The sequence below is a fragment of the Candidatus Schekmanbacteria bacterium genome, assembly GCA_016219965.1.
Classification (GTDB): domain Bacteria; phylum Schekmanbacteria; class GWA2-38-11; order GWA2-38-11; family J061; genus JACRJM01.
In genome coordinates, this window is the sequence record JACRJM010000002.1 from 1 (window position 1) to 18645 (window position 18645).

An 18645-nucleotide genomic window follows, 5' to 3' on the forward strand; every position below is an offset into this window, starting at 1 on the left:
AAGCCGGTACTTCAATACTTGCCCAGGCAAACGCAGCACCACAGGCAGCACTATCACTGCTCGGGTAATTACAAAGATTGATCGAAAAATAGAAAATTGATACTCCAGTAAAGTTGCGGAGCCTGCATTAGGCTCCGCAATATATATAATGAGGTAAAAGTATGGGTATATCTGTAGGTGGACTTGCTTCAGGAATAAATTTTAATGATATTATTAGTCAGCTTCAACAATATGAACAGAAACCTATCACTATACTTAACGAGAGAAAGCAAGGCTATCAGACAAAAATAGATGCTTTAAACACACTCAATACTAATCTTGCATCTTTATTAAGCGAGGGGCAATCTCTTAATAACATATCTCAGTTTAATATTAAGTCTGTATCAGTTAGCGATGCAGATTTACTTACAGCATCAGCATCAAGTACAGCTCAGACCGGAAATTATGCGGTCGAGATTATGCAAACTGCAACATCAAATAAAATTGCATGTCAGGGATGGGAAGATATTAATGTTACTCCTGTTAGTGCAATCTCGGGTAATTTTAGTTTTAAAGTTGGTTCAGGCTCTGTTACAACGATAAGTATTAATGATACTACAACTCTTCAACAGTTAAAAGATTCTATTAACAATAGTAATGCTGGTGTAAGTGCTAGCATAATTAATGATGGATCACCTTCAAAACCATATCGCCTTGTTCTTTCCACAAGTTCAACAGGTGCAGATAACAATATATCTATAACTGCTAATGATACAAATCTTGATTTTTCAAATAAAACAATAGGGAGTGCATATTCTAACCCTAGTAACTCTTTTAATGGAACTATAACATCTTCAGGAACATATACTGGTTCGGAAAGCAAACCATATCTTATTGAAATGACAACTCTTGGGGGAATAGGTACTGCTAAATTTAAAGTATCCACTGACGGTGGATTGACATGGACTGCGGATGATGCTTTTACTACTAGTGCTTCAGCTACCTCAATATATGATGCTTCTGATGAGGGTGTTGATATTTCCTTTGCCGCCGGGTCTTCTGATTTTTCTGTTGGAGACAGATTTGAAATAGATACTTATGATCCAACATTGCAAGAAGCAGCGGATGCCATTATTAAAGTTAATAACATTAACTTTAGAAAATCATCAAATATAATAGATGATATAATTCCAGGTGTAACAATCAACCTAAAGTCTGCGCAACAAAATACATCAGTAAACCTGGCAGTTTCGCAGGATAATGATACGGTTAAGAAAAATATTAATGATTTTATTTCAGCTTATAACAAAGTTGTCACTCTCATTAAAGATCAAACGGCATATGATCCGAGCAATGGGGTGAAGGGCCCTCTTCTTGGGAATTCTTCTGTAAATAATGCACAAACTATGCTTAAGCGAATTATAAGCAATATAGTGCCTGGTATCACTGATACATATACGACACTTTCACAAATCGGAATCTCCACAGGACAAGATGGGACTCTTTCTATAAATGATTCAAAACTGACTGATGCACTTAATGATCATTATGATAATGTTGCCAGGTTGTTTGTTAAATATGGAAGTACAACTAATAGTGAAATAGCTTATTCAATAAGTTCTGATAAAACAGATGGCGGTACATATGATGTAAATATAACTCAGGCTCCATTGCAGGCTATAGTAATTGGTAGCCAAACGATTCAGAGCGAGGGGTTAGCATCTGATGAAACACTTACTTTTGTATATAGCGGGAATAGCTATGATGTAAACCTTTCAGCAGGAGATAAGATCGATCAAGTTGTAAGTAAAATAAACTCTCAGCTTTCAAATCAGAGTGTCCTGATTTCAGCAGTTAATAATAATGGAGCTTTAAAGCTTTTTAGTCAGGATTATGGAACCGGTATTTCATTTTCAGTAAACTCAGATCAAGCTGATTCTGCAGAATCTACAGGCATTGGTATAACAGGAAAATCAGGTACAGGGCAAGATGTAGCTGGAACAATAAATGGACATAGTGCTACGGCAATAGGTAATAGTTTAACGGGTGCAGATGACTATGAAGAAGAAGGACTTCAAATTTTAATATATTCTTCGTCTACTGGAGCGAAAGGAAGTGTAACATTATCTATAGGTGTAGCTGAACAGATGGTAAATCAGTTAGATTTTATGACTGACTCTACAGATGGGACATTGCAGACTGGTATAAATGGATTGGAAGACTCAATTAAGAAAATTGATGAAAGTATAACACGTCAAACTAATAGCATTAATAAATATGTGGAGAGATTACAGGCGCAATTTGCTTCAATGGAAACTCTTATTTCAAGTTTAAACGCTCAAGATGCTGCTTTATCCAGTTTAATTTCAAGCTTTTAATGGAGGAATATTATAATGACTACCTTGGCAAATCAGAACAAATATAAATCAACACAGATTTCGACCGCTAGTAGCGTTAAAATAATCGTATTGTTATATGATGGCGCTATAAACTTTTTAGAACAGGGTAAAATAAAAATTAAAGAACGTGATTTTAAATTAAAGGGTGTGTATTTGTCCAAAGCTTCCAGAATAGTTGCAGAACTGAATAGTGCGTTAGATGAGAAGGTAGATAAAAAATTAGTTGAAAATCTTCAAAGCTTATATGAGTTTGTCAACTATCAGATTCTTCAAGCTAATTTAAAGAATGAAATCGTTTTTATTGATAATGCCATAAATATTTTAAAAACTATTAAAGAATCATGGGATAAGGTAATTGAACTTCAATTCACCGACAAGCAGATCATTGCAGAAAAAAGAGACAGTACAAAAATGATAACCTTAACTGTGTAAGGGTAAAAATATGGCACTTAAATTTAACCTTGTTCAGAATAAATTACAATTATATCAAAAAATTTATGATATTGCCTCAAAGGAAAGAGAAGCTGCTAATAAGAGTAACTACGGACAGATTCTCTTTTTGCAAGATTTAAGACAGAAAATATTTAATCAGATAGAGAAAATAGATGAGAGCATTAAGAATGAAAAGGTTTTTGTATCAAAACAAAATTACTTGGAAGAAAAAAGTCCCAGGGATGATGACTCCCAGACTAAAGTAATTGAAATTATTAAAAATATATTAAAGATAGATGAAGAAACTTTAAAAGTGGTCAATCAACAACGTGATGAAACATTAAGTAAGATTGAACAAGTTGGGAATGCTAAGAGACAGCTAAATGGTTATGGATTAAAAAAAAGTAAGGCATCAGGTTTTTTTGATGATTCGATTTAAAATTTTAAATAGGCAATAATTTCCCTCTATCAATTTGTTCATGGATCGTTCCGAATTTGTTTACCTATTTTCATTTCATATTTGTTTATATAAATCAACGCGTTAGTCAATTAACTCCATAATATTTTAGCAATAAATATTATGGCAGGAATATTGCATTAAGCAATGATGAAAAAAAACAATATGATTTGGAGAATTATGTGAAAATTTCAGTCTCTATTATTACATTAAATGAAATTGACTATATTAGAAATGCGATATCTTCATGTAGTTTTGCTGATGAAATTGTTGTGGTTGATGGTGGTAGTACTGATGGGACTCAAGACTTTTTAAAAAGCTTTGATAAGCGTATTAAATTGATTGAATCGTCGTGGGATAATGATTTTTCTAAACAGCGGCAAAAATCACTAGATGCTTGTACCGGAGATTGGGTTGTTAGAATAGATTCTGACGAAGTTTTTTCAGAAGTATTTGAGACTGAAATAAGAAGTTATCTCGAAAGTACAAACTCTAATGCAATTACGATAAGACAATGTAATCTCGTTGGAAACATTGATTATTATTCAAAGCGTTATGATAATTTTGAGTCTGTCCCAAGGATTTTCAAAAAAACACCTGCCATAAAATGGAAAAATAAAATTCATGAAATAATTACCGGAATAGAAGGAATAATAGATCAGTGGGACGTTTATGTTGTTCATTTTGGTTTTTTAGATAAAAAAAGATATTCTAAAAAAGGAGAATTCTATTCAACTATTCCCGGGAGTGGATTTCAGAAAAAAGAAGATTTGCTATACAGAGAGTATGATATTGTTTCAAGGCCTTTGCAATCTTATGAAAAAGAATCTCTTAGAAAATCATTAAGGAAGCAATTTATATCTCTTGCCAATAAAAAACCATCACTTGCTATAGTAAGAGGTCCAAACCTTAATGAATGGGAAATGAAGAATTATGAACTGTTAATGGACCGCTACGATATAACTGCATATACGACTGAAAAACATAATTTCTCCCTAGATAAAATAAAGATTCCCGTAATAAAACTACCTGCTCATCCTGAATCACCAATCTATATGCTCGGATTGGAATATGAATTATTTGATAAAGACATTATTTATACAGCAGACATTACCTGGCTTTTTTCACTTCAAGGTGCCGTAGCAAGAAAAAAATTTGGGAATAAACTTGTAGTGCTTGAATGGGAAAATATACCTTTAATTTATGATGATAATAAAAATTTATCTAACATAAAGCGTACAGTAACTGATTCAGCTGATGCTTTTATAGCAGTTACCGAGCGTGCTGCCGATGCATTGAGAATAGAAGGTGCTGATAGGGATAAAATCTATAAAATACCTATGGGAATCGATGTAGACTTTTTTACACCTGATAAAACTATAAGAAATAAGGCCAGGTCAGAACTAAAATTTAACAATGACGATCGAATTGTACTTTTTGTAGGAAGGTTTGTATTTGAAAAAGGAATTTACGATATTTTATTTGCTTCAAAATTATTATTCGATAAGAACCCAGATCTAAAAAAGACATTAAAGTTTTTGATGATAGGGAGAGGGCCAGAAAAAGATCGATTCACTGCCATGGTTAAAAGGCTTTCCCTTGAAGATAATTTCATAATTCTTCCACAATCTTCTTATCTTGAAATGAAGAACTATTACAACAGCGCGGATATTTTTATTCTTCCAAGCATACCAAAAGAAAACTGGAAAGAACAATTTGGCATGGCAATAGTTGAAGCTATGGCATGTGGCGTTCCAGTTATATCAACATACTCGGGCTCAATACCAGAAGTTATTGGAGAAGCAGGGTTACTCGTGCAGCCTAACGATCCTCAGTCAATATGCAATGGAATAATGAAACTTTTGAAGAATGAAACACTGAGGCAGGAATTTGGGAAACTCGCCAGGCAAAGGGCAGTTGAAATGTTTAGCTGCAAAGTAGTTTCAGAGCAAATTGATACGTTATTTAAAAAAATATTATTAGATAAATTTAGAACAACAGACTCTAACGAAACAATGCATCAATCCTGTATGTCAGAGAATAAAGGGATTTCTTATTACAGCCAGAAAAGAGAGGAAATAATCTCCTTAGTACCGGAATCAGCCAAGAAGATACTCGATATAGGGTGTGGAACTGGAGAGATGGGTGCAGCCCTGCAAAGTATTGGGAAATTTGTAACTGGTATTGAAAGAGAGGGAGATATTGCTTCTATCGCAAGTGGAAGACTATCAAATGTAATCAAAGGTGATATTGAGCAGATTGATCTGAATTCCATTGACGAGCAATATGATTGTATAGTTTTTGGAGACGTAATTGAACATTTAATTAATCCTGAAGAGACTTTCAATAAAGTTACAAAACTTTTGAGCAACAGCGGTTCTGTCATTGTCAGCGTTCCCAATGTAAGAAATATATCAATTATATCACAGTTAATAGATGGAAATTGGACGTACCAAAAAGCAGGGATATTGGATGAAACTCATTTAAGGTTTTTCACTTTTCGGGAAATAGAGAGGATGCTTTCAAGGAATGGTTTTAGGATAGATAGCATCAAGACTAACTGTGTGCTGCCAAAAGAACTTGCGAATTTAAATTATGATTCAAGGGGGCTGACAAGTATAAGGGTTGGCAGAACTACTATAAATGATCTCACAGAAGAAGATATCAAAGATTTTTTTACGATTCAATATATTGTTAGGGCATCAAAGGTTGCCACTAACGTAGTTCTTGAAGATGATATTAATAATCTTCTTAAGAATGCTTATAAGCTTGAAAATGAAGGTATCTTTGACGCAGCAATTGAAAGTTATGAACAAATCCTTGAGAAATATCCGCGCAACGGAGAATCAATTAATAGAATTGCAAGATGTTTGTTCACAATTGGGGATTACCAAAAGGCTGAAACTAAGCTAAATCAGATCTCCGATAATTACCCTATTAACGCCGCTTACATCAATACAGCCATATGCTACAAAAAACTAAAAAAATATGAAATGGCTCTTAATTATCTGAAAAAGGTAAATGACAAAGATGGGCAAACAATAAGCGAGTCTGATCTTTTTGAAACTTTTATTCAGACAGGAGACTGTCTTGCCAATTTAATGAAAGATGCAGAAGCAAAAGAAAATTACCTTGCAGCAGAAAAGATTAACCCGAAATCTGAAAAGCCACTTATTGGTCTCGGGAGTTTGGCTATTCTTAACGGGAATAATGAAATAGCCAGTAAATATTTCGAGAAGGTTATAGCAATCAACGCTAACAATTGTAGAGCCCTTACCGGGTTAGGCATTGCACTTTGGAACAACGGCAAGAAAAAAGAAGCACTGTCACTGTATTCTAAGACACTTGAGCTTAATATTGAGAATCCACAAGCAATTTACTTAATTGTTCAGGCTGCCTCCGAACTTGGGCAATTAGAAATTGCTGAACAATATCTTGAGAGATACGTCTGCCTGCACCCTGCAAACATAGATATGCTTTTTAGCTTAAGCGTAATTTACTTTAGAGTGGGAAAATATCAGAAGGCAATGGAACTTGCTGACAGGATAATGATATTCGCACCTGGCTATGATGGCATTAACGAGCTCATTGCAGAGATTGAAAAAATAACGAGTCCCTCAGGCAGCTATTGTAATGAAAAAAAGATTTCTAACTATGGTGCCTGAAATAATCCTGCCATATTCCTCAGTGAAACATAACAAATGAATAAAAAAAATAAGACGGCTGTTATTCAGCTTGCACGAATGGGAGATATAATACAGACAATCCCGCTTCTTAATTTATTAAATCAGTATTCTGAAACAATCCTTTTTATTGATACCCGTTTTGAGGAGGTAGCGAAGAGCTTATCTTGTGCGGATGATATAATCGCTATCGATGTCAGGAAGCTGACAACATTTGCCAATAGAGAAGATATTTCTTTGTCTGCTAAATATGAACTGATAATAAAAGAAATTGAATGCTTAAAAGCTATTAACTGCGACCAGGTAATAAATTTAAACTATTCTTTCCTCGCCGCATTAATTGCTGACAATATAGATTGTCGGGACAGAGCAGGATTTTATTTTCGCACTGGCATAAGAGATATCTATAGTGATCCATGGATGTCGTATCTTATTACCTCAACGTCTGCGAGACGTTATAGCCGCATAAATCTTTCTGATATATTTAAATTTGCAGGAATAAACGGTTTTGGCTACCAGGAAAACAAAAAACTCGAATCATCCGTTCCTCAGAACAATGATATTATTAGAATGAATGAGGGGACTGCAATTGCCTTTCAGGTAGGAGCCGGTAATAGTAAAAGGCTTTGGCCGGAAGAATATTTTTCTTCTCTCGCAAAAATGATAGTCAATAATCTCAAATCAGATGTTTTCCTTCTTGGCAATGACGCAGAAAAAGAAAGAGCTTCCAAAATAGAATCAGAGGTAAATTCATCCAGAGTATTTAATCTTGCAGGGGAAACCAATATTCATCAGTTGATAGAAACACTTAAAAAATGTCGCTTGCTGATAACCGGAGATACGGGAACAATGCATCTTGCAGTGCATTTGAAAGTCCCTGTTCTTGGAATTTTTTGGGGCTCTGCAAATTGCTTTGAGACAGGGCCTTATAATGAAGGGCATTATGTGTTGCAGTCGTTTGAAAGTTGCTCTCCATGCATGGAGTTTAAGGAATGCAATGAACGGAAGTGCGTTAGAAAACTTCGTCCGGAGGTTGTGTTTGCCGCTACAAATAACATATTGGGCGGCCTGGATAACGACAAGATAAAAGATGTAATTCCTGATGGGGTTTCCTTTTATAAAAGTACGTTGGATAATTATGGGGTTACGTACTTACCTGTTATTGAATCAGAACGGGAGCATAATAATTATTTTACTGAATCACTTCGCAGGTTTTGGTTTGGACTGTTATCTGGTTGTCAGGGAGGCAAAGAAGAAAACGATGTTTCTGAAAGAAATATAAAATTAAAATGCGAACACGCTACTATTACAGATGCAGCTAAATCAGTTTCCAGGCTCATCAATGCAAGGAAAAATGTAATTCTGTCTCTATCTAATTGGCACCAGGAAGAATTTGAAGTTAACGACATTGATGAGAAGATTAAATGGTTTTACCGTTTCCACCCTTTAAAACACGCATTAGAATTTTTCTTTTTTAATGAGGCATTGATTAAGAAAGCGAATAGAAAAGAAGAGTTGCTAATGATTCATGAAAAAATGGAGTCTTCATTAAATTGTTTTGGACTAATTCACTGTTAAGGAATTTTATATGAGTGTATTTGAAAATAATATTTCCATTCTGAAAGAGAAGAATCCGGTACTTGCGAGTGAAATAAATGCAATCATTTCAGGCGAACATATCGAAATTTTAGAATCGCGAAGACACACGCCAACTTTAAAAATATCAGGACAGCTATACCACAGCATTTACGATCCAAAACAGGAGTCAGCTTCACTGATTGAAAAGTTTTTATTGGAGAAAAATTTAGAATCATACAGCTCCATAGTCATATTTGGCATGGGGATTGGTTACCACGTTGAAGAATTGTTAAAAAGCAATAGTAATCTGCCTGTTATTGTAATTGAGCCTGATAAGGAAATATTGAGAGCCGCATTGGAAGCCAGAGATATAGGGGAACTTCTTTCTTCGATATTTATATTTTCTCCTGATAAGGGGAATGAAGATTTCTTCGTAAAAGACATAAAGGATAACGCAGGCCCGAACCCTTTAATATTCACTCATCCATCTTTTAAAAGGACAGTCCATAATTTTAATTACTCATCAATTTTAAACAAGCTCAGCAGTTTTAATCCTGAAGATTACAAGGGGCTTGGAGTAATGGTGGTTTATCCACTCTATGGCGGATCCTATCCAATAGCAGAATACACAAGTCTTGCTTTTGAAAAACTTGGATGCAGAGTTGAGCGCTTTGACATGAGCAGATTTTATGCCCTTTACAAAGAAATTGATAAAATAACTTACGATAAGACTAATGCTGCAAAGCTAAAAGGTCTTTTCCTTTCTCTCATCGGAGAAATGTTTGTTGCAAGAGTTCTTGAAACAAGACCGTCTATGATATTTGCCCTTGCGCAGTCTCCATTGAGCATGGATATAGTTAAAAGGATAAAGCCGCTGAAGATCCCCCTATGTTACTGGTTTGTCGAAGACTACAGGCTTATGCAGTACTGGAAAGATATAGTCCAGCACTATGACTATTTCTTTACAATACAAAAAGGGGAGTTTCATGAAGAGATTGGGAGGATGGGAATGAAAAATTATTTTTATCTTCCCGCTGCATGCCATCCCGATATTCACAAACCGCTGCCACTTGAGGAAGAAGAAATGGCAACGTTCAAAAGTGACGTATCTTTCATGGGTGCAGGCTATTATAACAGACGTTCCTTCTTTAAGATGCTGAGAGATTATGATTTTAAGATATGGGGAACTGACTGGCCCAATGATGATCCTTTCTTCAAAAATGCTGTGCAGCGTGACAGCGAAAGGATTTCAATTGAAGACACGGTAAAAATATTTAATTCTACAAAAATCAATCTCAATATGCATTCTTCTACCTACCATTCAGGCGTTAACCCCCATGGAGATTTTGTGAACCCCAGGACATTTGAGATAGCAGCATGCGGTGGGTTTCAGCTTGTTGATTACAGAAGTGACCTTGAGGGACTTTTTAAAGTCGGAGAAGAAATAGAAACTTTCAGCGATATTCAGGATCTTCGGAGAAAGATGTCCTATTATCTGGATCATCCTGAAGAGAGAAATAAAATATCAGAAAAAGCCCGCCAAAAAGTTCTTGCAGATCATACATATGAGAAAAGAATGACAGAGGTCCTTCGGGCAGTTACCTGTGGGGAAGGGACCGTAATTTCAAATCCTGTAAAAGACATAAACTCCTATAAAAACCTTATGAAACAAGCTTCCGGGAATAATGAACTGGAGGCGCTATTCTCGAAATTTGAAGGATATGACAGACTGACAATTTCAGAAGTTGCAGACAAAATAAGAAAGGGAGAAGGAACACTCACCCGCTCTGAGATGATTTTTTTAATGATGCGCGAGTTTGTGGCTGCCTGATATGAAGATTCTAGTTATAAATCTCACCCGCATGGGAGATCTCATACAATCTACCCCATTGTTGAAGAGTATCAAACAGGCAAATCCCGGCAGCGAAATAGTGCTGATGGTGAATTCAAGATTTTCAGCTATCTGCAGCAGGATGCCTTTTGTTGACAGGGTAATAAAGTTCGACGTTGAAAAAACCGGGAAGAATATTGTCGATGCACAGAAAAGCCTGATTGAAAGCTATCACGAAATAGAATCACTTGTGTGTTCATTGAACAACGAGAAGTTCAATAAAATATATAACCTGACGCACTCAAAGATGAGCGCGCTTTTAACTACGATGATTACTGTTGATGAGATTAATGGCATCTGCGTTGATTCAAAAGGATTCAGGGTAATAAAAAATCAATGGATGGTCTATTTCTTCAATGCTGCCATCAACCGGTATTTTAACCCTTTCAACCTTGTTGACATGTATCTTCTTTCCGGAAGGTCTGGCAATTCTGAACGGAAGCTTTCACTTGATATAACTGAAGATGACAGAAGAGATGCCCTTCTATTTTATGAGGAATCAGATCTTAAAAAAGATGACATCCTTATAGGAATGCAGCCAGGGGCAAGCAAATCCCATAAACAGTGGCCGGTTGAATTTTTCGCTTCGCTGGCGCGCATGTTTTCAGAAAAGCTTAATGTAAAGATAGCTCTCTTCGGTTCTGAACAGGAAAAACCTATTGGGGAAGAAATAGAGAATATCTCAGGCGTTAAAGTTATAAATACAATGGGTAAGACTACGGTTCAAAACCTTTCAGCCTTTGTTTCACGCTGTTCAGTTTTAATTACTAATGATACGGGAACTATGCATGTAGCAACAGCAGCCGGGGTTAAGGTAATAGAAATTTCTGTTGGTCCTGTAAATTTTTGGGAAACCGGACCATATGGTGATGGTCATGCGGTAATTCAGACCTCGATAGTCTGCGCCCCTTGTGGTTTTAATGTCAGCTGTCTAAATGAAATCTGCAAAAAAACCATTGTTCCTGAAGAAGTGTTTCTCCTGACAGAAGAAATGCTTGGTTTAAAGGGAATAAATGATGTCCGGGATTCAGGGAAGTTTTTAAATTCGAATGTATATAAAACCGTATTTGATGAATGCGGGTTTCTTGATTTTTATCCTCTGATTTACAGAAAAATCGATGAAAATATTTTCTGGCGGCAGATATACAGGGGGTTCTGGAAAAGCATTATAAAGGATGTTGCAGGTGAACAGGAAGGCAGGGAAGTATTTGAAAAAATATCGGGCAGATATGACGTGTCCGGAGTTGGCCACTTTTCCCATTCTTTAAAATCAACGGCTGATGCGATATCTAAAATAGAAATACTTGCCTCAGAAGGTGAGGGGCTCGTTAAAAAAATAGTAGATTTACTCAGTTCATCATCAACGGGAAAACACCATACACATATATCGGAGTTGGCCAGAAAGGTTTCTCTCATAGATGTCTCAATAGAAGAGATTGCAAGCATAACAAGGCAGTTATCACCTGTCTGCGATGTTTACCGCATGAAGAGGGAAAGCATAGATTCTGACGATCCTGCAAAAGTCGCTTGGACATATTTAGCTCTATATCGCGAACTACGGAAATACTGCCTTTCATTAAAAAATATTCTGCGGCCATTTATCGATTATCATGGGTGTATGTCATCAGGATTCAGTTGTTCTGGTTCTAATGGAGTTCTTCAAGATGTCGGAAAAATTTAAAAAAAATATTGAATGCCTGAAGAAATCGCATCCGGAAATATACAGTCATATTTCTGGTAAAACCCTTACTAATGACAGCGGAATTTCATTTAAACGGGAAGTCGCGAAAAACGGGGAAGAATTTATTGCAGTATCTAAAGAGGAAGGCTGCTGGATTAATATTTCAAGTTCCTATGCACCATCGCAGGAGGCGGAGCATCTGAGCAACAGGTTGATATCAGAATCACGTGGGAAAATCCTGATATTCCTGGGTGCAGGCTCAGGATATATTCTGAAAGAAATTTTTAAGAAGATCGAAAAGGAAAGTGAAATAATATGGGTTGAAAGAGAGCCGGCCCTCTTAAGAGAAACTTTATCCCTCATAGATCTTTCAGATGTTTTAAATTCCGGACAGCTCCAGATAATTTTAAATGATTCTCTCTCAAAAATAATTGATAAGATAACAGCGATAAGAGCTAGATCCGGTTTTAAGTCTTTGGCATCTGTGATAAATCCCGCTCAGGACAAAATATGGGATGGTTTTTATTCTTCCCTTCACTCTGCAATAGCCAATGTAAAGAACTCTCTTATACGGGAGAGAGCTGACTACAGGAAGTTCTCATCATCTGACTGCAAGGTAATGGTTTTTGATTCGAAGTATTTTATTGTAAAGGAATGCATAAAGGCATTTAACAATTTGGGACACATAGTCAGGACTGTTCCGCTTTCAGGGAGCGGTGATTTCATATCTCAGCTTTTAAATTCCATAATTGATTTTAAACCGGACTTTATCTTTACCGTAAATCATCTGGGATTTGACGAAGAAGGAAAGCTTTCGAGCCTTCTGTCATCCCTTAAAGTTCCTTTTGCTATATGGTACGTTGACAGTCCGGCGTTCGCATTAAAAGATAACACGTCAAATGTTTCAGAATTCTGCAGGTTATTCATGTGGGAAAAAACCTGTATGGAAAGTATGAGCCAGCGGGGTTACATTGATGTTACATATCTTCCTCTTGCGGCTGATTCTGAGATTTTCAAACCTATGGGTAATTCTGCAAGAGTAATGAAATATCGTACCGATGCCTCCTTTGTCGGAAATTCAATGTTCGATGCAGTTGATAAATGGAAGAAAAAAATCGCAGGGATAGCATCTCTTGATGTTATAGAAGCAGAAGCAGTTGCACGTCAGATGGCTGACCATAAGATCAAGATGTTATCGATAATAGATTCTCTTATTAGCTCAGACAAAATATCAGATGATTTGAGCCTTCAGAAAAAAATAGAGCTGGAGGCCTACCTTACCTGGAAAGCGACCATGCACTACCGTCATAATGTAGTCAAAGAAGGAATAAAAGAGGGAGCTCTGATATACGGAGACAAAGAATGGAGAAAGTTTATTCCCCAGGAATATCTAAAAGGGAATGTTGATTATTATTCAGAACTTCCTTTAGTTTACAATGCCTCTACTGTGAATATCAATTGCACGAGTTTTCAAATGAACACCGCTCTTAACCAAAGGGTTTTTGACTGCGCTGCCTGCGGGGCTTTTCTAATTACCGATTCCCAGCCCGACCTTTTTGAACTTTTTTCTGAGAAGGAGACTGTTTCGTATAAATCCCATGAAGAGATAGTGGAGCTTATCAAATTCTACAGAAAAAATGAGACGCAACGAAAAAGCATATCATCTAAAGCTTATCATCGCGTTATAGAGGAACACACATATGAAAAGCGGATAGAAAAGATTGTAAACCTTATGAGAGAAACATTCAGTGCTTCAGTATTTCGAAATAATAAATATGGAGGAGAAAACAATGAATACAGCACCAGCATATGAGGGAGAAAGTAATTCTGGAACAGAAGTAATAAACATATTAGCAAAGGCGGCCATTTCTTCTGCTAAAGAGTTTTTTATCGGTGTAAAAGACCAGATAGAAGAAATAGCCGGGCACTTCAGGATGGGCGAAGAGGGTCAGGGAAGTGAAAAACTGATTCTATTCATAGATGATTTGCAGACTATATCTCTTCTTCTTTCAGACTTGAAAATATTTGCTGAAGCAAGTCCTTTGCTGATTGATGATAAAAGACAAATAGAAGAAAACGAAAAAGTATTCTTTGATCTGTTGACTCAGATGATGGGTGCTCAAAGCAACAATGACTGGATACTGCTTGCCGACCTTCTTGAGTATGAAATTGTTCCTCTTGCCGGTACATTGAACGATTCACTCACAGAATTATCTGATAAGCTTTAATCCCGCAATATTAGATACAGGGGAGAGAGTTTCTCCTCCCCTGTATTGATCATTCAATAAATCCAAAAACCATTCTCTTTCAGTTTGACTTTTACATGCATTTCTTTTAATCAAAATTCCACTTTATATATTGAGGTCTGAATTTTGAAATTTACATATATCGCACCGCAGAGCATTGATGAAGTGCTTGATATTCTGTCAAAAGAAAAGGGGAAGGCTGCCCTTCTTGCCGGAGGGACCGACCTTCTGCTTTCCGTAAAAGACGGTGATAAACAGCCTGATTACATTGTTGACCTGAAAGCACTTAGACAATTCAATCAAATAAATGATAGCTCGGGCAGGCTGAGGATAGGCGCTTTGACTACGGTGCGCGATATAGAAAAATCATCTTTGATAGGAAATAAATATCCTTTTTTACAACAGGCAGCAGCAAGCTTAGGTTCTGTGCAGATAAGAAATCTTGCCACCATTGGAGGAAATATCTTCAATGCTTCTCCCTGTGCTGACCTAGCACTTCCCTTGCTTGCATTGGATGCAACGCTTACACTTCAGAAAAGCAGAGCATCGCGGAAGGTAAGTATCAATAGTTTCTTTGTTGATAACGGTGTTTCATGCGCCGCAGCAGATGAGGTTTTACTGGATATTGAAACTGAAGAAAAGGCCGGGAAGGGGATATTCATTAAACATTCAAAGCGCCGGGCAATGGATATTTCGGTAGTTGGCGTTTGCATAAGGCTTGAATTTTCATCTGATGGCAAAGTAGCTGACGCAAGAATAGCATTGGGCTCAGTCGCTCCTATTCCAATGCGTGCAATTGAGGCAGAGGAATCATTGACAGGGGAACTTCTCAATGAAAAAACCATAGCCGAATCCGCCAGGATCGCATCAGATGAGGCAAAGCCTATTACAGATGCAAGGGCATCTGCATGGTACAGGAAGGATATGGTTAATGCGCTGGTAAGAAGAGGATTAACAATACTTAAAAACGGCAGCGGCAGATAAATGAAAAAAATTCTTACATTCAATGTCAACGGCGAAGTAAGGGAAGTCCTTGTTGATGGGACAGAGACACTTCTTTTTGTCCTGAGAGAAGGGCTTAATCTAAAAGGGACAAAGGAAGGGTGCGGGAGAGGAGATTGCGGCGCATGCACGGTCTTACTTAACGGCAAACCTGTAAATTCCTGCCTCGTACTTGCAATGACTATTAATGGAATGGATATAACTACAATCGAAGGTCTTGAAAAGGATGGAGAGCTTCATCCAATCCAGAAAGCCTTTATTGATAATGGTGCAGTCCAGTGCGGATATTGTACTCCGGGGATGATATTAACGACGAAGTCTCTTCTTGAAGAGAATAGCAAACCTTCTGATGAAGAGATTAAGCATTATTTTGAGGGGAACCTCTGCCGCTGTACAGGCTATGCAAGTATAATGCGGGCAGTTAAATCGCTGATTTAAACATTGCCAAAAATGGATAAATAAAAGAAATGACTCTTATAGGAAAATCAATCCCGCGGATCGAGTCAAGGGATAAGGTGACCGGTAAAGCCCTTTTCACAGGGGATATAGTTCTTCCAGAGAAAATATTGATAGGAAAGATCTTATATAGTCCGGTTCCTCATGCAAAGATTTTAAGCATTGACTACTCGGAGGCGCTTAAAGTTGAAGGTGTAAAGGCAATAATCACATCCGAAGATTTCCCGCCAAAAAGAACAGGCCTTATGATCGAAGATGAGATGACCATTGCACGTGGCAAGGTAAGGTATATTGGTGACAGGGTTGCCGCAGTTGCCGCAGTAAGCGAAGATGCAGCACGGGAAGCGCTAAGAAAGATAAAGGTTGAATATGATGAGCTTCCTTCGGTTTTTGATCCTATCGAGGCTTTAAAAGAAGGTGCCCCACTTGTTCAGGATGATCTCATATCTGAAGGCACGGCAAAAAAATTGGGAATAGATGGGAATCTCTGTTCATCCATGGAGTTGATACAGGGGGATCTAGATAAAGGTTTTGCGGAAGCGGATGTAGTTCTCGAGGACACATTCAGGACACCAAAGATACACCATGCCTTTATAGAACCGCATGTTACCCTTGCGAACTGGGACCCTGAGAAGGGTGTGATGATCTGGACTTCATCGCAGGGTTATTTTGTAATACAGCAGAAGATTTCTGCCATATTTTCTCTACCCATAAGCAAGGTTAAGGTTTTTGCGATTGAAACAGGAGGCGGCTTCGGCGGAAAAATTCCCCTCTTTGCAGAACATCTGGCCTGCGCGCTTTCTAAAAAGGCCAAGGCTCCTGTGCGAATCTATATAGACAGGGATGAAGAGCTCCGTTTCGGCAAACCCAGATTTTCATCAGTAATAAATGTAAAGATAGGTGTTAAAAAGGACGGCACCATAACTGCACTTCATTCAAAGTTATATTATGAGCTTGGCGCATGGGCTGATTTTGGACCAATCCTCATGTATGCGGCAACCAATAATGGCTGCGGACCATACAAGATAGCGAACGCAAAGCTGGAAGGCAATGCTGTTTATACAAACAAGATAAGCGGAGCATCTTTCAGAGCGCCCGGCGTGCCCCAATACTGTTTTGCACTTGAATCAATGATAAACCGTGCCTCCGCAGCAGCAGGAGTGGATTCTCTTTTATTGAGGAAGAAAAACGCTGTCCGCGATGGAGATGTGAGGATTTCAGGGGAACCTGTACGCGGGGACTCATTTATAAAAGTCCTCGACAAGGCAGAAGAAATAATAAACAGCAAGCCCAACAAAGATGAAATCGGAATTGCCGCATGTATATGGGAAACGCGGGCAGCTCCCTCGTCAATTCTTCTTCGTTTGTGCGATGACGGAAGGGTAGCCGTCTATACCGGGATTTCTGATCTTACCGGTTCGCGGACAATATTTGCACAGATAGTATCAGATGTCTTAGATATTGACATGGAGAGTATAGAGATAATTTCACCTGATACATCTACAGCCCCGGTTACTCCGCCAACCTCAGGAAGCTCAATGGCTTTCAATGTCGGGTATGTTGTAAAGAGTGCGGCAGAAGCTCTAAAGGCTGACATAATTAAGATTGCTGCCGGACGTCTTGAGACTGAAGACGTGAGTAAAATAATTTTCGAAAAGGGGAAAGCTCTCAACCCTGAATCAGGAAAATCCATAAGCATTGCTGAAGTCGCTCAATATTCACGAAGAAAACTCGGGAAGGTCATGTTTGCCCAGAACAGCTCAGTTGCGCAAAACAGCGCTACGCTCTTCGGGCTTCAGCTTGCGGAAGTTGATGTTGACAGTGAAACCGGAAAGTTAGACGTAAAAAAGATTACTTCCATTCATGATATTGGGAAGGTGCTCAACCCGCTTTTACTTTACGGGCAGGTTGAAGGCGCTGTCATTCAGGGATTCGGCTTTGCAGTTTCCGAGGAGATCGTATTTGATGATAAAGGGCGCGTACTTACCGACAATTTTTCAGATTACGGCACTCCGACCATTAAGGATGTGCCCGAGATAGATGTTGTGATGATAGAGGGGGAACTTTCAAAGGACGGACCTTACGGAATAAAAGGTATCGGTGAGCCTCCGGTTGTTCCGACCGCTCCGGCAATAGCAGATGCAGTGCGCAAAAAAACAGGGGCAGTTGTAAACGAACTTCCTCTTTCCCCTGAGAGAGTTTTTAAAGCATTAAAAAATAAATCATACATCTAAAATGGTTTCTATCTGAAAATGGTTTCCGTTGTCCTTCTCTGTGCCGGAAAATCTCAGAGGATGGGAAGCTCAAAACTTCTTCTTCCTTTCAGGGGGAAAACAGTAATAGAGACAATCCTTGATACCCTGCTTTCATCTGATGTGAACAAAATAGTAACCGTCCTGCGCAAAGGTGATGAAGATATTTCAAGGCTTATCCCTCATAATAAAAAAATCATTAAGACATTTAACCCTGAGCCGGAAGGAGATATGTTTTCGTCGATTGTGTGCGGTGTGAAATCCCTTGGCGGTGAACCGGGGGGAGTCATGATATTCCTGGGCGAACATCCTTTAGTTGATTATGAAACAGTAAACAGGCTTGTGGAGACTTTTGACAGCTCAGACAAAAAAATAATAATCCCTGTTTATAATGGAGCTAAAGGGCATCCCGTTATCCTGCACAAATCCTTGAGGGAGGAAATATTGGGGGGTACTTTCAGGAACGGGCTCAAGGGTTTGATTGAAGCACATGAAAATGATATCCTTAAAATTACAGTTGATTGCAAGGGAACGGTCATTGACCTTGATACGCCGGAAGATTATAAAAAACTTTTGGAGGAATCGTAAA

At 38.0% G+C, this 18645-nt stretch carries 13 protein-coding genes; all 13 read left to right on the plus strand.

Annotated features, from left to right (window positions below):
- Positions 1–161: 161 nt before the first annotated feature.
- The 13 genes from fliD to HZA77_00940 all read left to right on the plus strand — a co-directional run bounded on the left by fliD (position 162) and on the right by HZA77_00940 (position 18644).
- Complete coding sequence (fliD, locus tag HZA77_00880) at positions 162–2357, plus strand: flagellar filament capping protein FliD (GenBank protein MBI5373959.1); 2196 nt, start codon at positions 162–164, stop codon at positions 2355–2357.
- 15 nt (positions 2358–2372) lie between these two features.
- A complete protein-coding gene (gene fliS, locus HZA77_00885; GenBank protein MBI5373960.1) occupies positions 2373–2810 on the plus strand; it encodes a flagellar export chaperone FliS in 438 nt (145 codons plus the stop codon).
- Positions 2811–2820: 10 nt separating this feature from the next.
- Positions 2821–3249: a flagellar protein FliT gene (locus tag HZA77_00890; protein ID MBI5373961.1), complete on the plus strand. Its 429-nt coding sequence runs from the start codon at positions 2821–2823 to the stop codon at positions 3247–3249.
- Between the two features lie 200 nt (positions 3250–3449).
- Positions 3450–6932 (plus strand): glycosyltransferase, encoded by a 3483-nt coding sequence (locus HZA77_00895; protein MBI5373962.1) that lies wholly within the window; start codon positions 3450–3452, stop codon positions 6930–6932.
- Between the two features lie 36 nt (positions 6933–6968).
- Positions 6969–8528: a glycosyltransferase family 9 protein gene (locus HZA77_00900; GenBank protein ID MBI5373963.1), complete on the plus strand. Its 1560-nt coding sequence runs from the start codon at positions 6969–6971 to the stop codon at positions 8526–8528.
- Between the two features lie 10 nt (positions 8529–8538).
- Positions 8539–10359 carry a glycosyltransferase gene (locus HZA77_00905; protein MBI5373964.1) on the plus strand — a complete coding sequence of 607 codons (1821 nt, stop codon included), beginning with the start codon at positions 8539–8541 and terminating at the stop codon, positions 10357–10359.
- Position 10360: 1 nt separating this feature from the next.
- Positions 10361–12100, plus strand: a complete 1740-nt coding sequence (locus HZA77_00910) for a glycosyltransferase family 9 protein (GenBank protein MBI5373965.1) — start codon at positions 10361–10363, stop codon at positions 12098–12100.
- On the plus strand, positions 12084–13913 hold the full coding sequence (locus tag HZA77_00915) for a glycosyltransferase (GenBank protein MBI5373966.1): 1830 nt from the start codon (positions 12084–12086) through the stop codon (positions 13911–13913). Before HZA77_00910 ends, HZA77_00915 begins: the two co-directional genes overlap by 17 nt.
- Entirely contained in the window at positions 13891–14328 is a 438-nt protein-coding gene (locus HZA77_00920; protein MBI5373967.1) for a hypothetical protein, read from the plus strand. The genes HZA77_00915 and HZA77_00920 overlap by 23 nt, the downstream gene beginning before the upstream one ends.
- A 144-nt stretch (positions 14329–14472) precedes the next feature.
- The gene (locus tag HZA77_00925) at positions 14473–15330 is read left to right on the plus strand and encodes an FAD binding domain-containing protein (GenBank protein ID MBI5373968.1); all 858 of its coding nucleotides are present in this window, start codon (positions 14473–14475) and stop codon (positions 15328–15330) included.
- Positions 15331–15786, plus strand: coding sequence for a (2Fe-2S)-binding protein (locus tag HZA77_00930; protein ID MBI5373969.1), 456 nt, complete (start codon positions 15331–15333; stop codon positions 15784–15786). It begins immediately after the preceding gene.
- 29 nt (positions 15787–15815) lie between these two features.
- Positions 15816–18038, plus strand: coding sequence for a xanthine dehydrogenase family protein molybdopterin-binding subunit (locus HZA77_00935; protein MBI5373970.1), 2223 nt, complete (start codon positions 15816–15818; stop codon positions 18036–18038).
- Positions 18039–18056: 18 nt separating this feature from the next.
- Complete coding sequence (locus tag HZA77_00940) at positions 18057–18644, plus strand: nucleotidyltransferase family protein (protein MBI5373971.1); 588 nt, start codon at positions 18057–18059, stop codon at positions 18642–18644.
- Position 18645: the final 1 nt, after the last annotated feature.

Bases quoted from the DNA above. Each gene is read 5' to 3' on its own strand.
- fliD (MBI5373959.1), top strand. From the start codon at position 162: ATGGGTATATCTGTAGGTGGACTTGCTTCAGGAATAAATTTTAATGAT.
- fliS (MBI5373960.1), top strand. From the start codon at position 2,373: ATGACTACCTTGGCAAATCAGAACAAATATAAATCAACACAGATTTCG.
- HZA77_00890 (MBI5373961.1), top strand. From the start codon at position 2,821: ATGGCACTTAAATTTAACCTTGTTCAGAATAAATTACAATTATATCAA.
- HZA77_00900 (MBI5373963.1), top strand. From the start codon at position 6,969: ATGAATAAAAAAAATAAGACGGCTGTTATTCAGCTTGCACGAATGGGA.
- HZA77_00905 (MBI5373964.1), top strand. From the start codon at position 8,539: ATGAGTGTATTTGAAAATAATATTTCCATTCTGAAAGAGAAGAATCCG.
- HZA77_00910 (MBI5373965.1), top strand. From the start codon at position 10,361: ATGAAGATTCTAGTTATAAATCTCACCCGCATGGGAGATCTCATACAA.
- HZA77_00915 (MBI5373966.1), top strand. From the start codon at position 12,084: ATGTCGGAAAAATTTAAAAAAAATATTGAATGCCTGAAGAAATCGCAT.
- HZA77_00920 (MBI5373967.1), top strand. From the start codon at position 13,891: ATGAATACAGCACCAGCATATGAGGGAGAAAGTAATTCTGGAACAGAA.
- HZA77_00930 (MBI5373969.1), top strand. From the start codon at position 15,331: ATGAAAAAAATTCTTACATTCAATGTCAACGGCGAAGTAAGGGAAGTC.
- HZA77_00935 (MBI5373970.1), top strand. From the start codon at position 15,816: ATGACTCTTATAGGAAAATCAATCCCGCGGATCGAGTCAAGGGATAAG.
- HZA77_00940 (MBI5373971.1), top strand. From the start codon at position 18,057: ATGGTTTCCGTTGTCCTTCTCTGTGCCGGAAAATCTCAGAGGATGGGA.